18 protein-coding genes are annotated in these 20,029 nt (G+C 71.5%); 15 read left to right on the plus strand and 3 right to left on the minus strand.

Going from position 1 to position 20,029, the window contains the following annotated elements; genetic code table 11:
• Positions 1–1,988, minus strand: a 1,988-nt coding sequence (locus ACIBTU_RS30620; RefSeq protein ID WP_399129826.1) for a homocysteine S-methyltransferase family protein, incomplete at its 3' end; no start/stop codon positions are given.
• A 265-nt stretch (positions 1,989–2,253) separates the two neighbouring features.
• Between ACIBTU_RS30620 and ACIBTU_RS30625 the strand changes: the two genes are divergently transcribed.
• The 5 genes from ACIBTU_RS30625 to ACIBTU_RS30645 all read left to right on the plus strand — a co-directional run bounded on the left by ACIBTU_RS30625 (position 2,254) and on the right by ACIBTU_RS30645 (position 8,698).
• Positions 2,254–3,027: an IclR family transcriptional regulator gene (locus ACIBTU_RS30625; RefSeq protein ID WP_399129827.1), complete on the plus strand. Its 774-nt coding sequence runs from the start codon at positions 2,254–2,256 to the stop codon at positions 3,025–3,027.
• A gap of 477 nt (positions 3,028–3,504) precedes the next feature.
• A complete protein-coding gene (locus tag ACIBTU_RS30630; protein ID WP_399129829.1) occupies positions 3,505–4,296 on the plus strand; it encodes an MIP/aquaporin family protein in 792 nt (263 codons plus the stop codon).
• A 76-nt stretch (positions 4,297–4,372) separates the two neighbouring features.
• On the plus strand, positions 4,373–5,920 hold the full coding sequence (glpK, locus tag ACIBTU_RS30635) for a glycerol kinase GlpK (RefSeq protein WP_399129831.1): 1,548 nt from the start codon (positions 4,373–4,375) through the stop codon (positions 5,918–5,920).
• A 9-nt stretch (positions 5,921–5,929) separates the two neighbouring features.
• Positions 5,930–7,546 carry an FAD-dependent oxidoreductase gene (locus ACIBTU_RS30640; RefSeq protein ID WP_399129832.1) on the plus strand — a complete coding sequence of 539 codons (1,617 nt, stop codon included), beginning with the start codon at positions 5,930–5,932 and terminating at the stop codon, positions 7,544–7,546.
• A 75-nt stretch (positions 7,547–7,621) separates the two neighbouring features.
• On the plus strand, positions 7,622–8,698 hold the full coding sequence (locus ACIBTU_RS30645; protein ID WP_399129833.1) for an LLM class flavin-dependent oxidoreductase: 1,077 nt from the start codon (positions 7,622–7,624) through the stop codon (positions 8,696–8,698).
• Here ACIBTU_RS30645 and ACIBTU_RS30650 read toward each other — a convergent pair.
• Both ACIBTU_RS30650 and ACIBTU_RS30655 read right to left on the minus strand, forming a co-directional pair.
• Entirely contained in the window at positions 8,695–9,222 is a 528-nt protein-coding gene (locus tag ACIBTU_RS30650) for a MarR family winged helix-turn-helix transcriptional regulator (RefSeq protein WP_399129835.1), read from the minus strand. The two genes, ACIBTU_RS30645 and ACIBTU_RS30650, sit on opposite strands and share 4 nt — an antisense overlap.
• A gap of 179 nt (positions 9,223–9,401) precedes the next feature.
• The gene (locus ACIBTU_RS30655) at positions 9,402–10,766 is read right to left on the minus strand and encodes an MFS transporter (RefSeq protein ID WP_399129836.1); all 1,365 of its coding nucleotides are present in this window, start codon (positions 10,764–10,766) and stop codon (positions 9,402–9,404) included.
• A 287-nt stretch (positions 10,767–11,053) separates the two neighbouring features.
• Here ACIBTU_RS30655 and ACIBTU_RS30660 point away from each other — a divergent pair, with 287 nt between their 5' ends.
• The 10 genes from ACIBTU_RS30660 to ACIBTU_RS30705 are packed head-to-tail and all read left to right on the plus strand — an operon-like array spanning position 11,054 to position 20,025.
• A complete protein-coding gene (locus tag ACIBTU_RS30660; protein ID WP_399129838.1) occupies positions 11,054–12,538 on the plus strand; it encodes an aldehyde dehydrogenase in 1,485 nt (494 codons plus the stop codon).
• 23 nt (positions 12,539–12,561) lie between these two features.
• Positions 12,562–13,467 (plus strand): VOC family protein, encoded by a 906-nt coding sequence (locus ACIBTU_RS30665; RefSeq protein WP_399129839.1) that lies wholly within the window; start codon positions 12,562–12,564, stop codon positions 13,465–13,467.
• The gene (locus ACIBTU_RS30670; protein ID WP_399129841.1) at positions 13,464–14,297 is read left to right on the plus strand and encodes an aspartate dehydrogenase domain-containing protein; all 834 of its coding nucleotides are present in this window, start codon (positions 13,464–13,466) and stop codon (positions 14,295–14,297) included. The genes ACIBTU_RS30665 and ACIBTU_RS30670 overlap by 4 nt, the downstream gene beginning before the upstream one ends.
• Complete coding sequence (locus ACIBTU_RS30675) at positions 14,294–15,064, plus strand: alpha/beta fold hydrolase (RefSeq protein ID WP_399129842.1); 771 nt, start codon at positions 14,294–14,296, stop codon at positions 15,062–15,064. Before ACIBTU_RS30670 ends, ACIBTU_RS30675 begins: the two co-directional genes overlap by 4 nt.
• Positions 15,065–15,077: 13 nt before the next feature.
• Positions 15,078–15,599: a cupin domain-containing protein gene (locus ACIBTU_RS30680; RefSeq protein WP_399129844.1), complete on the plus strand. Its 522-nt coding sequence runs from the start codon at positions 15,078–15,080 to the stop codon at positions 15,597–15,599.
• On the plus strand, positions 15,592–16,350 hold the full coding sequence (locus tag ACIBTU_RS30685) for an SDR family oxidoreductase (protein ID WP_399129846.1): 759 nt from the start codon (positions 15,592–15,594) through the stop codon (positions 16,348–16,350). Before ACIBTU_RS30680 ends, ACIBTU_RS30685 begins: the two co-directional genes overlap by 8 nt.
• Before the next feature lie 24 nt (positions 16,351–16,374).
• The gene (locus ACIBTU_RS30690) at positions 16,375–17,151 is read left to right on the plus strand and encodes an SDR family oxidoreductase (RefSeq protein WP_399129847.1); all 777 of its coding nucleotides are present in this window, start codon (positions 16,375–16,377) and stop codon (positions 17,149–17,151) included.
• A gap of 9 nt (positions 17,152–17,160) precedes the next feature.
• Positions 17,161–18,792, plus strand: coding sequence for a thiamine pyrophosphate-binding protein (locus ACIBTU_RS30695; protein WP_399129848.1), 1,632 nt, complete (start codon positions 17,161–17,163; stop codon positions 18,790–18,792).
• Positions 18,793–18,802: 10 nt separating this feature from the next.
• On the plus strand, positions 18,803–19,756 hold the full coding sequence (locus ACIBTU_RS30700) for a PDR/VanB family oxidoreductase (RefSeq protein WP_399129850.1): 954 nt from the start codon (positions 18,803–18,805) through the stop codon (positions 19,754–19,756).
• Positions 19,757–19,776: 20 nt separating this feature from the next.
• Positions 19,777–20,025 carry a recombinase-like helix-turn-helix domain-containing protein gene (locus ACIBTU_RS30705; RefSeq protein WP_399129851.1) on the plus strand — a complete coding sequence of 83 codons (249 nt, stop codon included), beginning with the start codon at positions 19,777–19,779 and terminating at the stop codon, positions 20,023–20,025.
• Positions 20,026–20,029: the final 4 nt, after the last annotated feature.

The following is a 20,029-nucleotide window of genomic DNA, read 5'->3' on the forward strand; positions in this document are numbered from 1 at the left end:
TTCTCACCGTCGATGATGCGGGCCTTGAGCCGCTCCTCCAGCGGCAGCGCCGCCAGCTCCTCCGCCTTGCCCGCCTTCAGCGACTTCGCGGTGGCTCCCTCGAACAGCTCCATCAGGCGCTGCAGCGGGTCATAGCCCTCGCGGCGACGGTCATGGATCAGGTCACGGGCGACCTGCACCTGCTCCTCGTCGAAGCGGGCGATCGGCAGGATCTTCGAGGCGTGCACGATCGCCGAGTCCAGACCCGCCTTCACGCACTCGTCCAGGAACACCGAGTTCAGGACAATGCGCGCGGCCGGGTTCAGACCGAAGGAGATGTTCGACAGACCCAGCGTGGTCTGCACCTCCGGGTGACGCTTCTTCAGCTCCCGGATCGCCTCGATCGTCGCGACACCGTCACCCCGCGACTCCTCCTGACCCGTGCAGATCGTGAAGGTCAGCGTGTCGATGAGGATGTCCGACTCACGGATCCCCCAGTTCCCGGTCAGGTCGGCGATCAGCCGCTCGGCGATCTCCACCTTCTTCTCCGGGGTGCGGGCCTGGCCCTCCTCGTCGATGGTCAGCGCGATCAGCGCCGCACCGTGCTCCTTCGCGAGCTGGGTGACCTTCGCGAACCGCGATTCCGGCCCGTCACCGTCCTCGTAGTTCACCGAGTTGATGACCGCACGCCCGCCCAGCTTCTCCAGGCCCGCCTGGATGACATCGACCTCGGTCGAGTCGAGCACGATCGGGAGGGTGGAGGCGGTGGCGAAGCGCCCGGCCAGCTCCTCCATGTCGGCGACACCGTCACGACCCACGTAGTCCACACACAGGTCCAGCATGTGCGCGCCCTCACGGATCTGATCCCGCGCCATCTCGACACAGTCGTCCCAGCGGCCCTCCAGCATGGCCTCACGGAACTTCTTCGACCCGTTCGCGTTCGTCCGCTCACCGATCGCCATGTACGCCGTGTCCTGCCGGAACGGCACCGTCTGATACAGCGACGAAGCACCCGGCTCGGGCCGCGGAGCACGCTCGGCCGGAGCGAGATCACGGACCCGCTCGACGACCTGGCGCAGGTGCTCGGGCGTGGAGCCGCAGCAGCCGCCGATCAGGGAGAGGCCGAAGCTGTTGACGAAGTTCTCCTGCGCGTCCGCCATCTCCACCGGAGTCAGCGGGAAGTGCGCGCCGTCCTTCGTCAGGATCGGCAGACCCGCGTTCGGCATGCACATCAGCGGCGTCGTCGAGTGCTGCGCCAGATAACGCAGGTGCTCGCTCATCTCCGCCGGGCCCGTCGAACAGTTCAGGCCGATCAGGTCGATACCCAGCGGCTCCAGGGACGTCAGCGCCGCGCCGATCTCCGAGCCCAGCAGCATCACACCGGTCGTCTCGAAGGCCAGCGAGCAGATCAGCGGCACCGACACGCCCAGCGCGTCCATCGCGCGGCGGGCACCGATCAGGCTCGACTTCGTCTGGAGGAGGTCCTGCGTCGTCTCCACGATCAGCGCGTCCGCGCCGCCCGCGAGCAGCCCCTCCGCGTTCTGCTGATAACCGTCACGGATCGTCGCGTAGTCGATGTGACCCAGCGACGGCAGCTTCGTGCCCGGACCGATCGAGCCCAGCACCCACCGCTGACGCCCGTCCTTCGCCGCGAACTCGTCCGCCACCTCACGCGCGATCCGCGCGCCCGCCTCGGACAGCTCCACGATCCGGTCGGCGATCTCGTACTCGCCCGACGCCGTGTGATTCGAACCGAACGTGTTCGTCTCCACACAGTCCACACCGACCGCGAAATACTCCTCGTGCACCGAACGCACGATGTCGGGCCGCGTGACGTTCAGGATCTCGTTGCAGCCCTCGAGGTTCTGGAAGTCCTCCAGGGTGGGATCCTGCGCCTGCAGCATGGTGCCCATGGCGCCGTCCGCCACCACGACACGGGTGGCGAGGGCGTCCCTGAGGGCGGCCACGCGGGCTCGGGGATCGGATGCGGGCGTCGGCAACGAGGCCATGAAAGTGCTCCCTGGGGTGCGACGGCTGTCGGCTTTGCGCGTCCACTGCTGGATGCGCACCCGGTCAGGGTAGCCGGGACCCCCCGGGTGGCGCCCAGGCGTCCACGTGCCGAAACGGCACGCCACACTGGCCGGATGACGACCCCGGTCGGTCGTGGGGTGAAATATCGGCGCACGCCGTAATGGCATGAGGTCGGCAACGGCCGATACTGTTCAGCATTGTCGAACGATGGTCCCGTGCGAGGATCCAGGAGGAAGGACTGAGATGGCACGCAACATCCAGTCGCTCGAACGGGCCGCGGCGATGCTCCGGCTCCTCGCGGGCGGCGAGCGGCGGCTCGGTCTCTCCGACATCGCCTCCGCGACGGGCCTGGCCAAGGGCACGGCCCACGGGATCCTGCGCACCCTGCAGGCCGAGGGGTTCGTCGAGCAGGACGCGGCGTCGGGGCGCTACCAGCTGGGTGCCGAGCTGCTGCGCCTGGGCAACAGCTACCTGGACGTGCACGAGCTGCGGGCCCGCGCCCTCGTCTGGACGGACGACCTGGCCCGCTCCAGCGGCGAGGCCGTGTACCTGGGCGTGCTGCACCAGCAGGGCGTGCTGATCGTGCACCACGTCTTCCGGCCCGACGACAGCCGGCAGGTCCTGGAGGTCGGGGCGATGCAGCCGCTGCACTCGACGGCCCTCGGCAAGGTCCTCTCGGCGTACGACCCGGTCGCGCACAGCGAGGTCGTGGAGGCCGAGCGCAAGGAGTTCACGGCCCGCACGGTGGCCGGCCTGGGCGCGTTCGAGACAGTCCTCGACCTGACGCGGGCGCGCGGGTACGCGGCGGACGTGGAGGAGACCTGGGAGGGCGTGGCCTCGGTCGCGGCGCCGATCCACGACCGGCACCGGATGCCCGTGGGCGCGGTCGGCATCACCGGGGCGGTGGAGCGCGTGTGCCGGACCGACGCCAAGGACGAGCTGCGGCCCGAGCTGATCGCGGCCGTGCGGGACTGCGCCCGCGCCGTCTCCCGGGACCTGGGCGCCAGCCGCTTCTGAGCCCGCCCCGCCCCGCGAGCCCCGCCTTCCGGCGGGGCTTTCGTCGTTTCAGGGTGCAGCGTGCACGCATCCGCGCGACCATCGATGGACGCCCGGACCGCACCTCGACCGACCACCGAGACCGCCACCGAGACCGACCGAGACCGACTGATACCCCACAGCGACCGCAATCAGCGACCGTCGCAGCCGCCCGTCGGCGACCCACCGTGACCGCCGGAGACCGGCGGGCGACTGATCAGTCCGGACGATCAATAACGATCGCGCTTTCGATAACAGAACCCTTGACGAGCGAGTAACCCCGGAGCAAGACTCGCGTCCATCGGTCGGCATTGTCGAACACCTACCGGCAATAGACGTTAGAGTGTGGACAGGCCAGGCCGGACCCGCCCCCCGCAATCGGGGGCTCGGACCACCGGAAACGGACCCGGGGGTTCGTCACTCGGGTATTCCCCTGGACGAAGGACAAAGGAGTCGCGGGTGTCCAGCCACGACATCTTCCTCGGCGAGACCATCGGTACCGCCGTACTCATCCTGCTCGGCGGTGGCGTGTGCGCCGCCGTCACGCTCAAGCGCTCCAAGGCGCTGAACGCCGGCTGGGTCGCCATCACCTTCGGGTGGGGCTTCGCGGTCCTGACCGGCGCCTACCTGGCGGGCGGCGTCTCCGGCGCCCACCTGAACCCGGCCGTCACCATCGGCCTCGCCATCGAGGGCGGGACCAAGTGGAGCGACGTGCCGCTGTACCTGGCCTCGGAGCTGCTGGGCGCCATGATCGGCGCGGTGCTGGTCTGGCTGGTCTACTACGGCCAGTTCCAGGCGCACCTGACCGACCCGGAGGTCCTCGCCGCGCACCGCACCGACGGTGACGAGGGCATGGTCGACCCGAAGGCGGCGCCCAAGGCCGGCCCGGTGCTCGGCATCTTCTCCACGGGCCCGGAGATCCGGAACCCGATCCAGAACCTGATGACGGAGATCATCGCCACGGTCGTGCTCGTCCTGGCGATCCTGACCCAGGGCCTGAACGACGGGGGCAACGGTCTGGGCGTCCTCGGCGCGCTGATCACCTCTCTGGTCGTCGTCGGCATCGGTCTCTCGCTCGGTGGTCCCACCGGCTACGCGATCAACCCGGTCCGCGACCTGGGCCCGCGCATCGTCCACTCCCTGCTGCCGCTCCCCAACAAGGGTGGTTCGGACTGGTCGTACGCGTGGATCCCGGTGGTGGGTCCGCTGATCGGCGGCGCGCTCGCCGCATTCATCTACAAGCTGTTCTGACAGCCACGAGCTGATCCGGCAGCCGCACGGGCGACGCCACCGACACCGACCACCGACGCACCACCAGGAGCACACCGTGACCGACGCACACACCGCAGGTCCGTTCATCGCGGCCATCGACCAGGGCACCACCTCCAGCCGCTGCATCGTCTTCGACAAGGACGGCCGGATCGTCTCGGTCGACCAGAAGGAGCACGAGCAGATCTTCCCGAAGCCGGGCTGGGTCGAGCACGACGCGACCGAGATCTGGACCAACGTCCAGGAAGTGGTCGCCGGGGCCGTCACGAAGGCCGGCATCACGCGCGACGACATCAAGGCCATCGGCATCACCAACCAGCGCGAGACCACGCTGCTCTGGGACAAGAACACCGGTGAGCCCGTCCACAACGCGCTCGTCTGGCAGGACACCCGCACCGACGCCCTGTGCAAGGAGCTCGGCCGCAACGTCGGGCAGGACCGGTTCCGCCGCGAGACCGGTCTGCCGCTCGCGTCCTACTTCGCCGGCCCGAAGGCCCGCTGGCTGCTCGACAACGTCGAGGGGCTGCGCGAGCGCGCCGAGCGCGGCGACATCCTCTTCGGCACGATGGACACCTGGGTCATCTGGAACCTGACGGGCGGGGTGAACGGCGGCCGGCACGTCACGGACGTCACCAACGCCTCCCGCACCCTGCTGATGAACCTGCACGAGATGCAGTGGGACGAGCGCATCTGCGCCTCCATCGGCGTGCCGATGGAGATGCTCCCGGAGATCCGCTCCTCCGCCGAGGTCTACGGCGAGGTCACGGGCGGCCCGCTGGGCGAGCTGCTCGGCGGCATCCCGGTCGCCTCGGCGCTCGGCGACCAGCAGGCGGCCCTGTTCGGCCAGACCTGTTTCGCCGAGGGCGAGGCCAAGTCCACGTACGGCACCGGCACCTTCATGCTGATGAACACCGGCGACAAGATCATCAACTCGTACTCGGGGCTGCTGACCACGGTCGGCTACCAGATCGGCGACCAGAAGCCGGTCTTCGCCCTGGAGGGCTCGATCGCCGTCACCGGTTCGCTGGTGCAGTGGATGCGCGACCAGATGGGTCTGATCAAGTCGGCCGCCGAGATCGAGACGCTCGCGTCCTCGGTCGAGGACAACGGCGGCGCGTACTTCGTGCCGGCCTTCTCCGGCCTGTTCGCCCCGTACTGGCGCTCGGACGCGCGCGGTGTCATCGCGGGTCTGACCCGCTACGTCACCAAGGCGCACATCGCCCGCGCCGTGCTCGAGGCCACCGCCTGGCAGACCCGCGAGATCACCGACGCCATGACGAAGGACTCCGGCGTCGAGCTGACCGCGCTCAAGGTCGACGGCGGCATGACCTCCAACAACCTGCTGATGCAGACCCTCTCGGACTTCCTGGACGTGCCCGTGGTGCGTCCGATGGTCGCCGAGACGACCTGCCTCGGCGCCGCCTACGCCGCCGGTCTCGCCGTCGGCTTCTGGTCCAACACCGACGACCTGCGTGCCAACTGGCGCCGGGCCGCCGAGTGGACGCCCCACATGGACGCGGAGATCCGTGACCGTGAGTACAAGAGCTGGCTCAAGGCCGTCGAACGGTCCATGGGCTGGCTCGAAGACAGCTCTGTCGAGGAGTAAGACCCCACCATGAGTACCCAGTCCACCCTGCAGACCGTGCCTGCCCTCGGAACGCACCCGGCAGCCGGCTCCACCCCGAGCCGCGCCGAGACCCGCGAGCAGCTTTCCAAGGCGACGTACGACCTCCTGGTCATCGGCGGCGGCATCCTCGGCATCTCCGCGGCCTGGCACGCGGCGCAGTCCGGTCTCAGGGTGGCTCTGGTCGACGCCGGCGACTTCGCCGGCGCCACCTCCTCCGCGTCCTCGAAGCTGCTCCACGGCGGTCTGCGCTACCTGCAGACCGGCGCCGTGAAGCTCGTCGCGGAGAACCACTTCGAGCGGCGTGCGGTGTCCCGGAACGTGGCCCCGCACCTCGCCAACCCCCTCACCTTCTACCTGCCCGTCTACAAGGGCGGCCCGCACGGCGCCGCCAAGCTGGGCGCCGGTGTCTTCGCGTACAGCGCGCTGTCCGGCTTCGGCGACGGGGTCGGCCACCTGCTGTCCCCCGCGAAGGCGCAGCAGGACGTGCCCGAGCTGCGCACCGAGAACCTGAAGGCCGTCGCGGTGTACGGCGACGACCAGATGAACGACGCGCGCATGGCCCTGATGACCGTGCGGGCGGCTGTCGACGCCGGGGCCGTGGTGCTGAACCACGCCGAGGTCACGGGGCTGCGCTTCACCCGGGGCCGGGTCACCGGTGCCGAGCTGCGCGACCGGCTCGACGGCGAGGAGTTCGGCGTCGGCGCCCGGCTCGTGCTCAACGCGACCGGTCCCTGGGTCGACCACCTGCGCAAGATGGAGGACCCGAACGCGGCGCCCTCCATACGCCTGTCCAAGGGCGCGCACCTCGTCATGAAGCGCACCTCCCCGTGGAAGGCCGCGCTCGCCACCCCGATCGACAAGTACCGCATCACCTTCGCCCTCCCCTGGGAGGACATGCTGCTGCTCGGCACGACCGACGAGGAGTACGAGGGCGATCCCGCGGACGTCTCCGTCACCGAGAAGGACATCGAGCAGATCCTCGACGAGGCCGCGTTCTCCGTGCGGGACCAGCAGCTCAAGCGGGAGCTGATGACGTACGCCTTCGCCGGTCTTCGGGTGCTGCCGGGCGGGCCCGGTGACACGTCGAAGGCCAAGCGGGAGACCGTCGTCACCGAGGGCCGCGGCGGGATGCTGTCCGTCGCCGGCGGCAAGTGGACGACGTTCCGGCACATCGGCCGCACCGTCATGCAGAAGCTGGAGGCGCTGCCCGGGCATCCGCTCGGTGAGGACTTCGAGCCGATCAAGGAGCTGCCGAAGCGGCTGCCGCTGCCCGGTGTCGCCAATCCGCGCGCCGTCGCGCACCGTCTCCTTGTCGACAATCCGGCGCCCGGTCCGCGCATGGGCGCCGACACGGCCAAGCACCTCGCCACGCACTACGGTTCGCTCGCGTTCGACATCGCGCGCCTCGCGAACGAGAACCCGGAGCTCGGCGAGCGGGTCCACCCGGACGCGCCGGAGATCATGGCGCAGGTCGTGTACGCGCGCGATCACGAGTGGGCCGAGACGCCCGACGACGTGCTGCGCCGTCGTACGACGCTGACCATTCGCGGGCTCGACTCGGACGAGGTTCGCGGCAAGGTCCAGAAGGTCCTCGACGACAAGTAGGACTAGCGAGGCTGGGCCGGGCTGTTGCCATGCTGCGTACACAGGTGCGCAACAGCCCGGCGCAACAGTGGACGCATGAAGTTTCAGGTTCTGTCCATCGTCGGGCACGCGCCGCATCCGCTGTCCGGTGAACTTCCCTCCGCCGCCGACCGGTTGGCGCAGGTCGTCGACGTCGGGGTCGCCGCCGAGCGGCTCGGGTACGACGGGTACGCGGTCGGTGAGCGGCACGCCGGGGCCTTCCTGTCGTCGAGCCCGACCGTCGTGCTCGGCGCCCTCGCGGCCCGCACCAGCCGGATCCGGCTGCTCACCGGCGTCACCGTCGTGGCGATCCTCGACCCGGTCCGGGTCGCCGAGGACTACGCCACCCTCGACCAGCTCTCGCGCGGCCGCGTCGAGCTGGTGATCGGCAAGGGCGCCGAGGCCGGGCACTTCGATCTGTTCGGGCTCGACGAGGCGCGGCAGTGGGATCTGCAGCGGGAGAAGTACGAGCTGCTGCGCCGGCTGTGGACGGAGGAGGGCGTCGACTGGGAGGGCGAGTTCCGGCCCGCGCTGAAGGGTGTGACCACTGTGCCGCGCCCGTACGCGGGACTCCCCCGGATCTGGCACGGCTCGGCGACCTCCCTCAACTCCCCCGAGCTGGCGGCCCGGCACGGCGATCCGCTGTTCACGGCGAACGCGATCCAGCCGCGGGTCGCGTACGCGCGGCTCATCGAGCACTACCGGGAACGGTTCGCGGCGTACGGGCACGATCCGGCGCGGGCGCATGTGGCGGCCGGCTCGGGCGGGCTGCTGATCGCGGACACGCACGAGCAGGCGGTGGCCCGGTACAAGAAGCTGTACGAGGCGAAGGTGGCGCAGACCTTCAAGCCGCATCTGGCGGGGAAGGCGGGCTACAACACACCGTTCCGCACGATCGAGGACGCGATCGCGGACGGGCCGCAGTTGATCGGTTCGCCGCAGCAGATCATCGACAAGATCCTCGGCTATCACGCGGTGTACCGCCACGATCTGCAGTCCGTGACCGTGGACACGTTCGGCCAGGGCACGGGCGAGCAGATCGAGACGCTCCAGCGGTTCGCCGAGGAGATCGCGCCGGTGGTCCGCCGGGAGGCACCGAGCACGCTGTGGGAGCCGGCGGACCGGCCCTCCTAGTCCTCGATGCCGTCCGAGTCGACGATGGAGCGTTCCAGTTTGCCGAGGAGGCGGGCGAGCTGGCGGCGCTCGGACGGGGAGAGGCCGGCGAGCATCCGGCGTTCGTTGTCGAGGTGGTCGGCGAAGACCGTGTCGACCTTGGCGAGGCCCTCGTCGGTGAGCCGGGAGTAGACGACGCGCCGGTCGTCGGCGTCGCGCTCGCGCACGATGAGGCCGTCCTTCTCCAGGCGGTCCATGCGCAGGGTGACCCCGGCGGAGGAGACGAGCCCGGAGTCGGCGAGCTGGCCGGCGGTGAGGCGGTAGGGCTTTCCGGCCCGGCGCAGCGCGGTCAGCACGTCGAATCCGGCGACGGACAGTCCGTGCCGCTCGATGGAGGAGCTGAGCCGGGTGTTGTAGTGCAGAAACGAGCGGTGCAGCCGGGCCAGCACCTCCAGGGGCGCGGTGTCCAGCTCGGGGCGCTCCCGCGCCCAGTCCGCCACGATCTGCGTCACGGCGTCCTGCCGCGTCACCTTCCGCTCGGCCATCCCCGCACCCCGTCCCCTCGTCCGTCTCTCCGGCACCTGTCCGGAGGGGCGTGAGATCGTACGCCCCTGAAAATTCTACCCCTGAAGCAATGCCCCTCGCAGGGGTTCTCCCGGGGAAAACGGCCGGCGCCGGGCCCCTCGCACAGGGGCCCGGCGCCGTGGCAGGCGTACCGAGGAGACTAGGCGTTCAGCTCCTCCAGGGTGCGGCCCTTGGTCTCGACGGCGAAGAGGGCGATCACCGCGCCGACGACCGCGACGCAGGCCAGCTGGGCGAAGACCAGGCCGAGGCCGCCGCCCGCCCCGAGGATCGCGCCGACGGTGACGGGGCCGAGGATGACGCCGAGACGGTTCCACACACCGCCGAAGGCGGCGCCCCGGGCACGGTTCGCGGTCGGGTACAGCTCGGGCGAGTAGAGGTACAGGCCCGCGTTGACCGCGTACACGAAGAGGGTCGTGAAGGAGGCGAAGAGTGCGACCTTCAGTCCGGAGGTGGCGCCGGTCAGGGCCAGGACGCCCAGGGCGAGCGCGGTGCCGGACAGGGCGGCGACCAGGGCGGGGCGGCGGCCGATCCGGTCGATGACCAGGGCGACGGCGAAGGTGCCGACCAGGCCGGTGATGTTGCTCAGCAGGGTGTACTGGAGCGCGGTGGTCAGGTCGAGGCCGAACTCCTTGGTGTAGAGCGAGGGCAGCCAGGCCGAGACGCCGTGGTTGACGTAGTACGCGACGAACCACAGGCCGGACAGGACCACGGTGCGGCGCAGGTAGCGCCCGGTGAACAGGTCGCGCAGGCGGCCGCGCCCGGTCTCCGCCCCGGGATCGGCGCCGGGCTCGGGCAGCGGAGCGCCGACGGAGCGCTCGACCTCGGCCTCGATCCGGGCGATGACCCGCTCGGCCTCGTCGACGCGGCCCTGCGAGAGCAGCCAGCGCGGGGACTCGGCGACCTTGCGGGGCAGCAGGGCGCCGATGATCACGGGGAGGGCGCCGAGCACGAACATGGCACGCCAGCCGAGGTTCGGCACGACCCAGACCGCGACCAGGCTGGCGGCGGCGAGACCCGCAGGGAAGACCATCTCGTACAGGAGGACGAAGCGGCCGCGCTTGTCGCAGCGGGCGATCTCGTTGATGTACGTGGCGGCGACGGGTACGACGCCGCCGATGCCGAGACCCTGGACGAAGCGGAAGAGCGAGAAGAGCTCGATGCCGGGCGCGAAGGCGACGGCGAGGCTGGCGGCGCCGGTGACGATGACGCCCAGGGCGACGGTGCGCACCCGGCCGATCCGGTCTCCCAGCCAGCCGGCCACGAGGGCGCCGAGCAGCATGCCGATGGAGGCCGAGGTCACCGCGAAGGTCGCCTGGCCGGTGCTGAGGTGCCAGTCCCGGATCAGCACGGGCAGGGCGGAGGCGGAGAGCAGCTGGTCGAAGGCCTCGAAGAACGTCACGGCGCCGATGAGACACCGGACCTTGACGTGCCAGCGGGATTGGGGCAGCCGTTCCAGTCTGGCTGCGATCGAGCCGAGACCCTGCTTGCCGGCCAAAGTCGTCATGAGGGGGGGGTCCTTCCGCGAACACGGAACAGGGGAGTTCCGCCGACAGTAGGAGCCGATTTCTAAGCGGTCAATGGTTAGGGGCTAAGAGGTTTTATTGGTCGCGCCATCCGCACTTGCCGGCAAGTTCACCTACTCAATGGTAGGTCCGCCGGGTCGAAACAGACCCGCCAGAGGGTCTTGCGCGGAGATATTTAAGGACTTAGATTTCTAGCACTTCGGCGATTCGGGCCCTTGCCCAAGGCCGCCGGATCCCCCTCTGCCCCCGCTCCCCCGGAGGTCCGGCCGTGTCCGACCACTCCACCGAGATCCTCGTCGCGGGCCAGTGGCGTCGCGGTGCCGGCGCCCCCGTCGACACCGTCGACCCGGCCACCGGCAAGGTCATCGCGACCGTCCACTCGGCCTCCGCCGAGGAGGTCGACGAGGCGGCCCGCGCGGCGGCCGAGGCCGTCGCCGACCCCGCCTGGCGCGATCTGCTCCCCCACCAGCGGGCCCGACTCCTGCACCGCATCGCGGAGTTGACGGAGGAGGCGGCCGACGAGCTCGCCGCCACCCAGACCGCCGACACCGGCAAGACCCTCACGGAGACGAAGGCGCTCGCGCTCAGCGCGGCCGGCACGTTCCGCTACATGGCGGCCGCGCTGGAGACCGCCGAGGACGCGCTCACCCCGGCGCGCGGCCCGTACGTGACGATGAGCGTGCACGAGCCGATCGGCGTCGTCGGCGCGATCAACCCGTGGAACTCGCCGGTCGCGAGCGACGCGCAGAAGATCGCCCCGGCGCTCGCCGCGGGCAACGCGATCCTCCTCAAGCCCGCCGCGTGGACCCCGCTGGTCTCCCTGAAGCTGGGCCGCCTCATCACCCGCGCACTGGACGAACTCGGCCTGCCCACCGCCCTGTTGTCCGTCCTGCCCGGCAGCGGCCGGATCGTCGGCGACGCGGTCGTGCGGCACCCGCTAGTGGGCCGGATCGGCTTCACCGGCGGCACCGAGACCGGCCGGGGCATCGCGGCGATCGCCGCACAGAAGCTCATCCCGGCCTCGCTGGAGCTCGGCGGCAAGTCGCCGACGATCGTGCGCGCCGACGCCGATGTCGAACAGGCCCTGGCGGGCGTGATGTTCGGAATCTTCTCGTCCAGCGGGCAGTCCTGCATCGCCGGCTCGCGCCTGTTCGTGGCCCGCGAGATCCACGACACCTTCGTGGCCGAACTCGTCGAGCGCGTACGCAAGCTGCGCGTCGGCCCCGGCACCGACCCGGACACCCAGGTCGGCCCGCTCGTGCACCACAGCCACCGGGACTCCGTCGCCGCGTACGTGGACCTGGCCCGCTCCGAGGGCGCCGAGGTGCTGTGCGGCGGCGCCGCCCCCGAGGGCCCCGAGTACGCGGACGGGGCGTACTACCTGCCCACCGTCCTCGCCGGACTCGACAACTCCTCGCGTACCTGCCAGGAGGAGATCTTCGGCCCGGTCCTGGTGGTGCTCCCCTACGACGACGAGGACGACCTCGTGCGCCGGGCGAACGACTCCGTGTACGGCCTGGCCTGCGGGATCTGGACCCGCGACCACCGCGCCGCCTGGCGCCTGGCCCGCCGGATCGACGCGGGCACCGTCTGGATCAACACGTACAAGCAGTTCAGCGCCTCCACCCCGTTCAGCGGGATGAAGGACAGCGGGCTCGGCACGGAGAAGGGCCGCGACGCCATCCGTGCCTACCAGCGCCAGAAGTCCCTGTACTGGGGCACCTCCGAGGCGCCGCTGCCCTGGGCCAACTGACCGTTCCTGCCATGGAGTTCCGTATGACCCACCCCCCGATCGCCCGGTTGCGCGCGCTGCGCTCGGTCGAGCTGCTCACCCCCTCCTTCGCGGAGGCCACCGACTTCTACGAGGACGCGTGGGGCCTGGAGGTCGTCGAGTCCGAGCACAGCGCCAGCTGGCTGCGCGGCACCGGCGAGGAGCACCACGCGCTGCAGCTGACCCGCTCGGACCGCACCGGCCTCGGCCGGCTCGTGTTCGCCGTCGCCACGCCCGCCGAGATCGACGAGGCGGCCCGCCGCCTGGAGGCCCGCGGCATCGTCCCGGTCGCCGGGCCGGGCCCGCTCGACCAGGTGGGCGGCGGCTACGGGCTGCGCTTCCACGACCACGAGGGCCGGCTCGTCGAGCTGTCCGCCGACACCTGGGCGGTCGCCCCGCGCGGCCGCGACGGAGCGGTCCCGGTCGGCGTCACCCACGCCGTCCTCAACACCCCCGACATCGACGCCGCCGTCGCCTTCTACCGCGATGTCCTCGGCCTGCGCGTGTCCGACTGGTCCGAGCACCAGATGGCGTTCCTGCGCTGCAACGCCGACCACCACTGCATCGCGTTCAACCAGGCCGAGTGGGTCTCCCTCAACCACGTGGCCTACGAGATGAGCTCGGTCGACCACTTCATGCGCGGGCTCGGCCGGCTGCGCCACCACGGGATCGTCCCGAAGTGGGGCCCGGGGCGGCACGGCCCCGGCAACAACACCTTCTCGTACTTCACCGACCCGACCGGGCTGGTGTGCGAGTACACGTCCGAGGTCGCGCAGGTCGTCGAGGACCGCTGGATCGCCAAGGTCTGGCGCCGGGTCCCCGAGCTGTCGGACCTGTGGGGGACGGCGGGACCGCCGTCGAAGGAGATCCGCTGCCACATGGCCGGCGCGCCGGAAGGAGAGCACAAGTGAGCACGAGCCCGAAGCACGCGAAGACCCCGACCACTCCGAAGAACCTGAAGGTGGGACTCGTCGGCTGGGGCGCCATCGGCCGCGTCGTCGGCACCGCCCTCGCCCGTGGCGAGGTGCAGGGCGCCGAGCTGACCTGCATCGTCGACAACCGCCCGCTCGGCGAGGCCGCCCCCGCCGCGCAGGTCCCCTTCGAGGACGCGATCGAGCGCTGCGACCTGATCGTGGAGGCGGCGGGCCAGGGCGTCGTACGGGAGTGGGGCGAGCGCGTCCTCACCTCCGGCACCGACCTGCTGATCGCCTCGACCGGGGCTCTCACCGACGAGGAGCTGTCCAAGCGGCTGCTCTCCGCCGGGCCCGGCCGGGTGTCCTTCACGGGCGGCGCCGTCGGCGGCCTCGACCTGCTGCAGGCCGTGCGCTCCTTCGCCCCGCTGGACGAGGTGCGCCTCACCACGACGAAGCTGCCGTCCACCCTCGAACAGCCCTGGATGGACGAGGAGCTGCTGGAGCGGCTGCGCACGGCGACCGGCCCCGTCGAGGTCATGTCGGGCACGGCGCGCGACGTGCCGGTGAAGTTCCCCAAGTCGACGAACGTCGCGGCCTCGGTCGCCCTCGCCGTCGGCGACCTGGACGCTGTGCGGGTCCGGGTCGTCGCCGATCCGGGGGCCGAGCTGACCCGGCACGTCGTCGAGGCGTCGGGCCCGCACGGCGAGTACCGCTTCGAGGTCGCGCACCGCCCCGACCCGGGCAACCCGGCCACCAGCCAGGTCGTGCCCTACGCGGTGCTGCGCTCGCTGGCCGCCCTCGCCGGGCGCTCGGGGCAGATCCTGTGACCGCGCTGCACGTGGAGGAGGCCGGTGCGAGCGGCCCCCTGCTGCTGTGCCTGCACGGGATCGGCTCCTCCTCGGCGGCCTTCGCCCCGCAGCTCGAAGGGCTCGCGGAGCACGCCCGGGTCATCGCCTGGGACGCCCCCGGCTACGGCAAGTCCCCCGACCCGGAGGTCCCGCTGGACCTGGACGGGTTCGCGGACGCCGCGGCCGAGGTGATCCGGGCGTACGGCTCCCCGGCGCACGTGCTGGGCGTCTCGTGGGGCGGCGTCATCGCCCTGCGGCTCGCCACGCGTCACCCGGAGCTCGTGGCCTCGCTGATCGTCGCCGACTCCAGCGCCGGTTCCGGCACGGACCCGGCGAAGGCGGCGGGCATGCGGGCCCGCGCCACGGAGCTGGCCGAGGTCGGGCCGCGGGTCTTCGCCGCGCAGCGCGGGCCCCGGCTGGTCTCGGACCTGGCCGACGCCGCGCTCGTCGAGCGGGTCGTCGAGACCATGGCCGGCTCGATCCGGCTGCCCGGCTACGGGTACGCCGCCGAGTCCATGGCGGGCGCCGACCTGCGCGAGGAGCTCGCCGCGGTGACCGCGCCGGCGCTCGTCGTGTGCGGCGACCGCGACACGGTCACCGGGATCGAGGCCTCCCAGGTCCTCGCCGGTGCCCTGCACAAGACCGCCTACGTGATCGTCAAGGACGCCGGTCACCTGGCCAACCAGGAACAGCCCGAGCGGTTCAACGCCTGGGTCCTGTCCCATCTGCACATCGTCACTGCCTGAAAGGACGGCCACCATGCCTCTGACCACCACCGAGTACGACAACGGCGGCGACCTCGGCAAGTACACCGACTCGCTGATCGCCTCGAAGGAATCCCGCGTCGCAGACTTCGACACCCTCTCCTTCCAGGAGAAGGCCGGCGCGCAGTTCCGCCGCGGCCAGATCCGCTACGTGGGCTCCGGCGCGACCGGCAACCACGAGGGCGACAGCCGCATCATCCCCTCGGGCGGCTTCACCTTCTCCAACATGCTGCTGCCGCCCGGCGCCGAGGGCCCGGCCCACACCCACCACGACGTGGAAGAGGCCTTCTTCGTCCTGGAGGGCAACGTCAAGGTCGGCATCCACCGCGGCCCCGACGAGGTCGAGTACCGCACCCTCGGCTACCGCGACATGATCGTGGTGCCGGCCGGCGTGACCCGCTCGCTGAAGAACGAGGGCGACACCGACGCGCTGTTCTGCGTCGTCATCGGCACGCAGAAGCCGCAGGTGCCCTCGTACCCCGAGTACTCGCCGATGCACGGCGTCACCCGTGACTGAGCAGTCGCCCGCAGACGCCCGTACGGTCGTCGTGACCGGCGCGGGCCGTGGCCTCGGACTGGCCATGGCCCGCCGGGCCGGCGAGGACGGCTTCCGGGTCGTCGTCGCCGAGCTCGACGCCGAGCGCGGCGAGCAGGCCGCCGCGGAGCTGCGGGCGGAGGGGCTCGACGCCCGCTTCGTGCGCTGCGACGTGGCGGACCCCGCCTCCGTCGAGGCACTCGCCTGCGCGGTGCGGGAGCTGCCCGGCGAGCTGTACGGCGTGGTGAACAACGCGGCGCTCGCCAACGGCGTGGGCGGCAAGGAGTTCCAGGACATCGACATCGAGGTGTGGGACCGCCTGATGACGGTGAACGCCCGTGGTCCCTGGCTGGTCGCGAAGGCGCTGCACCCGCTGTTCGGCCCGACCGGACGCATCGTGAACATCGCCTCGGACGCCGCGCTCTACGGCTCCCCGCGGCTCGCCCACTACATCGCATCGAAGGGCGCCGTCATCGCGCTGACCCGGGCCATGGCGCGGGAACTGGGCGAGCGGGGCATCACGGTGAACGCGCTCGCGCCCGGCCTGACCGAGGGCGAGGCCACGCAGGCCGTCCCCGCCGAGCGGCACGACCTGTACCGGGCGAACCGGGCCATCGAGCGCCCGCAGCAGCCCGGCGACCTGACCGGTGTCGCCTCCTTCCTCCTCTCCGAGGAGTCCCGCTACCTGACCGGACAGGTGATCGCCGTCAACGGCGGCTTCACCATGAACTGACCTGACACACCGAGGAGTTCTGCCATGGATCTGGGCCTCGCCGACCGGACCTACGTGGTCACCGGAGGCAGCTCGGGCGTCGGCCTGGCCACGGTCCGCGCCCTGCTCGAAGAAGGCGCGAACGTCGCCACGTGCGGCCGCGACGCCGAACGGCTGAAGCGGATCGCCGACCACGACCGCCTGTTCACCGCCACCTGCGACGTGCGCGACGCCGACGCCGTGCGCGACTTCGTGCGGACCGCCGCCGACGCGTTCGGCGGCCGGCTCGACGGCCTCGTCAACAACGCCGGACAGTCCCGCATGAAGCGGCTCGACGACACGACGTGGGACGACTGGCGCGACGAGCTGGACCTGAAGTTCCAGGGCGTCCTCAACCCGCTGCAGGCCGCCCGCGACCTGCTGCGCTCCTCGGACGCGGCGTCGGTCGTGAACGTGAACGCGGTCCTGGCCAAGCAGCCGGAGACGCGTCTCATCACGACCAGCGCCGCCCGCGCCGGCATCCTCAACCTCTCCAAGTCCCTCGCCACGGAGCTCGCGGCGGACGGCATCCGGGTCAACTCCGTGTGCCTGGGCCTGATCGACACGGGCCAGTGGACCCGCCGGCACGCCGCCGCGGACTCCGGCCTCTCCTACGAGGACTGGCAGGCGGAGCTCGCCGCCGACCGCGGCGTCGCCCTCGGCCGGCTCGGCCGCGCCGAGGAGGTCGCCTACGCGATCCTCGCGCTGCTCGCGCCGCGCGCCTCGTACATCACCGGAACCAGTATCGACGTCTGCGGCGGAGTCGGCCGCGGCATCCTCTGAGGAGTACGCATGCGTTACGACAACGGAGGCGCCCTCCTCGTCGCCGTCCTGAAGGAACTGGGCATCGACACGGTCTTCGGCATCGTGTCCGTGCACAACCTGCCGCTGGTCGAGGCCGTCGACCGCGAGCTGCGGTTCGTGCCGGTGCGCCACGAGGCGAGCGCCGTGAACGCGGCGGACGCCTACGGGCGGGCCCGCGGCGGCCTCGGCTGCGCGCTCACCTCGACCGGCACCGGCGCGGGCAACGCGGCGGGCTCGCTGATCGAGGCGCTCGCCTCCGGCACGTCCGTGCTGCACGTCACCGGTCAGGTCGAGAGTGAGTTCCTGGGCAGCGGGCGCGGGTTCATCCACGAGACCAAGGACCAGCTCGGCATGCTGACCGCGGTCTCCAAGCACGCCGTCTCGGTGAGCTCCACCGACGAGGCCGGCCGGCTCCTGCGCGAGGCCGCCCGCGCCGCGCTCACCGCCCCCGGCGGCCCGGCCAGCGTCGAATGGCCCATCGACCTCCAGTACGCGGCCCAGACCGACGACGGTGACACGCCGCGGGAGCCGGTGCGCCCCGCGCTCGACCCGGTGGCCCTGGCCGCCGCGGGCACGCTCCTGTCGACCGCCCGCCGCCCGCTGATCTGGGCCGGCGGCGGGGCGAACGCAGCCCGCGCCGAGCTGGCCGCGCTCGTCGAGGCGACCGGCGCGGGCCTGCTGACGTCCAACTCGGGGCGCGGCGCGGTCCCCGAGGACCACCCGCAGGTGATCGGCAACTTCGCGACGACCCCGGACGGCCGGGCTCTGCTCGCCGACGCGGACGTCCTGCTCACGATCGGCACGCACTTCCGGTCCAACGAGACCGCCGACTACGGGCTCGCGCTGCCCGGCGCCGACCGGCACATCCACATCGACGTCGACGCGGCCGCTCTCGGCCGGGTCTACCCGGCGGCGCACGCCCTGCACGCCGACGCCGCCGACGCGCTCGCCGCCCTGCTCCCCCACGCCCGGACCGCCGAGCCGGACTGGACGCTGCGCGTGGCTCGGGTCAGGGAGGACGTGCGGGCCACCCTGCACGACAACATCGGCCCGCAGGCCGCGATCTGCGACGCGCTGCGCGCGGTCCTGCCGCGCGACGCGGTGATCGCCCGGGACGTCACCATCCCGTCCAGCAGCTGGGGCAACCGACTCCTGGAGATGTACGCCCCGGAGTCGAACGTGTTCCCGCGCGGCGGCGGCATCGGCCAGGGTCTCGGCATGGGCATCGGCGCCGCGCTCGCCGCCCCCGAGCGGCCCACCGTGGTCATCGTCGGCGACGGCGGCCTCGCCGTGCACCTCGGCGAACTGCTCACCGTCGCCCAGGAGCGGCCCCGGCTGACGGTGCTGGTCTTCAACGACGGCGGCTACGGCGTCCTGCGCAACATGCAGGACCGCTACAGCCAGGGCCGCAGCGGCGTCGACCTGGCCACCCCCGACTTCGACCTCCTGGCCCGCGCCTGCGGCCTGCCGTACCTGCGGATCGGCGACGCCGAGCACGCGCGGCCCGTCCTCGAGGAGGCCGTCGGCTCGGCCGGACCCGTCCTCGTCGAGGTCGACCTGGCCGCGCTCGGCCCCATGAAGAACCCCTTCACCCCGCCCGTCAAGATCCCCACCGCGTAGGGAGGCCCCCATGTCCACCACCACGACTCCCGCCGAAGGCCGGCTGTCCCTGCTGGTCCGGCGGATGACCTGGGAGGCCGACGGCGTGCTGTCCGTCGAGCTGACCCACCCCGACGGCAAGCCGCTGCCCTCCTGGACGCCCGGCGCGCACATCGACGTGCACGTGGGCGGTCAGGTCCGCCAGTACAGCCTGTGCGGCGACCCCGCCGACACCGGCGGCTACCGGATCGGCGTCCTCAACGAGCCGTCCTCGCGCGGCGGTTCGCGCCACGTCCACACGAAGCTGCGCCCCGGCCAGCCGGTCACGGTGTCCGAGCCGCGCAACCACTTCGTCCTGGAGGACGCGCCCGCGTACGTGTTCGTGGCCGGCGGCATCGGTGTCACTCCGATCCTCGCGATGGCCCGCGAGGCCGCCCGGCGCGGCGCCGCGTGGCGCATGGTCTACGGCGGGCGCAGCCGGGCCTCGATGGCCTTCACCGACGAGCTGTCCGCGCTCGGCGGCGACCTGACGCTCGTGCCGCAGGACGAGCTGGGCCACATCGACCTGGCGTCGGAGCTGGCGGAGCTGCCCGAGGGCGCGCTCGTGTACTGCTGCGGGCCCGAGCCGCTGCTCGCCGCGATCGAGGAGCGCTGCTCCGCCGAGCGGCTGCGTCTTGAGCGGTTCGCGGCGCCGGTGGTGGAGCGGTCCGGGGACGACGCGACGTTCGAGGTCGAGTGCCGCACCTCGGGCCTGACCCTGTCGGTGGACGCCGGCACCTCGATCCTGGAGGCCGCGGAGCAGGCGGGCCTGAGCGTCAACAGCTCCTGCCGCGACGGCATCTGCGGCTCCTGCGAGACCCGGGTGCTCGACGGCACCCCCGACCACCGCGACTTCCTGCTCTCGGACGCCGAGCACGCCGCGAGCGCCTCGATGATGATCTGCGTCTCGCGCTGCGCGTCGGGCCGCCTCGTCCTCGACCTGTGACCCCCGACGGGAGACTTTCCATGAGCGACAACCCGAGCAAGAACACCGGGCAGGACTGGCCCTACCTGGAGATCCACCAGTCCCGCACGCACGAGCCGACGCCGTACGAGTACAAGCTGGCCGCCACCCTGGAGGACGTCTTCTCCAAGGACGGCCACGAGATCGAGGACGTCGTGCGCGGGCTGAACGCCCGCAGGGTCCACGCCCCCGACGGGGCCGCCTGGACCGAGGAGTCCTTCGCCGCCGAGATGCACCGACTGGGAGCGTGAACGC

This window comes from Streptomyces sp. NPDC050145, assembly GCF_044460245.1.
Taxonomy (GTDB): Bacteria; Actinomycetota; Actinomycetes; order Streptomycetales; family Streptomycetaceae; genus Streptomyces.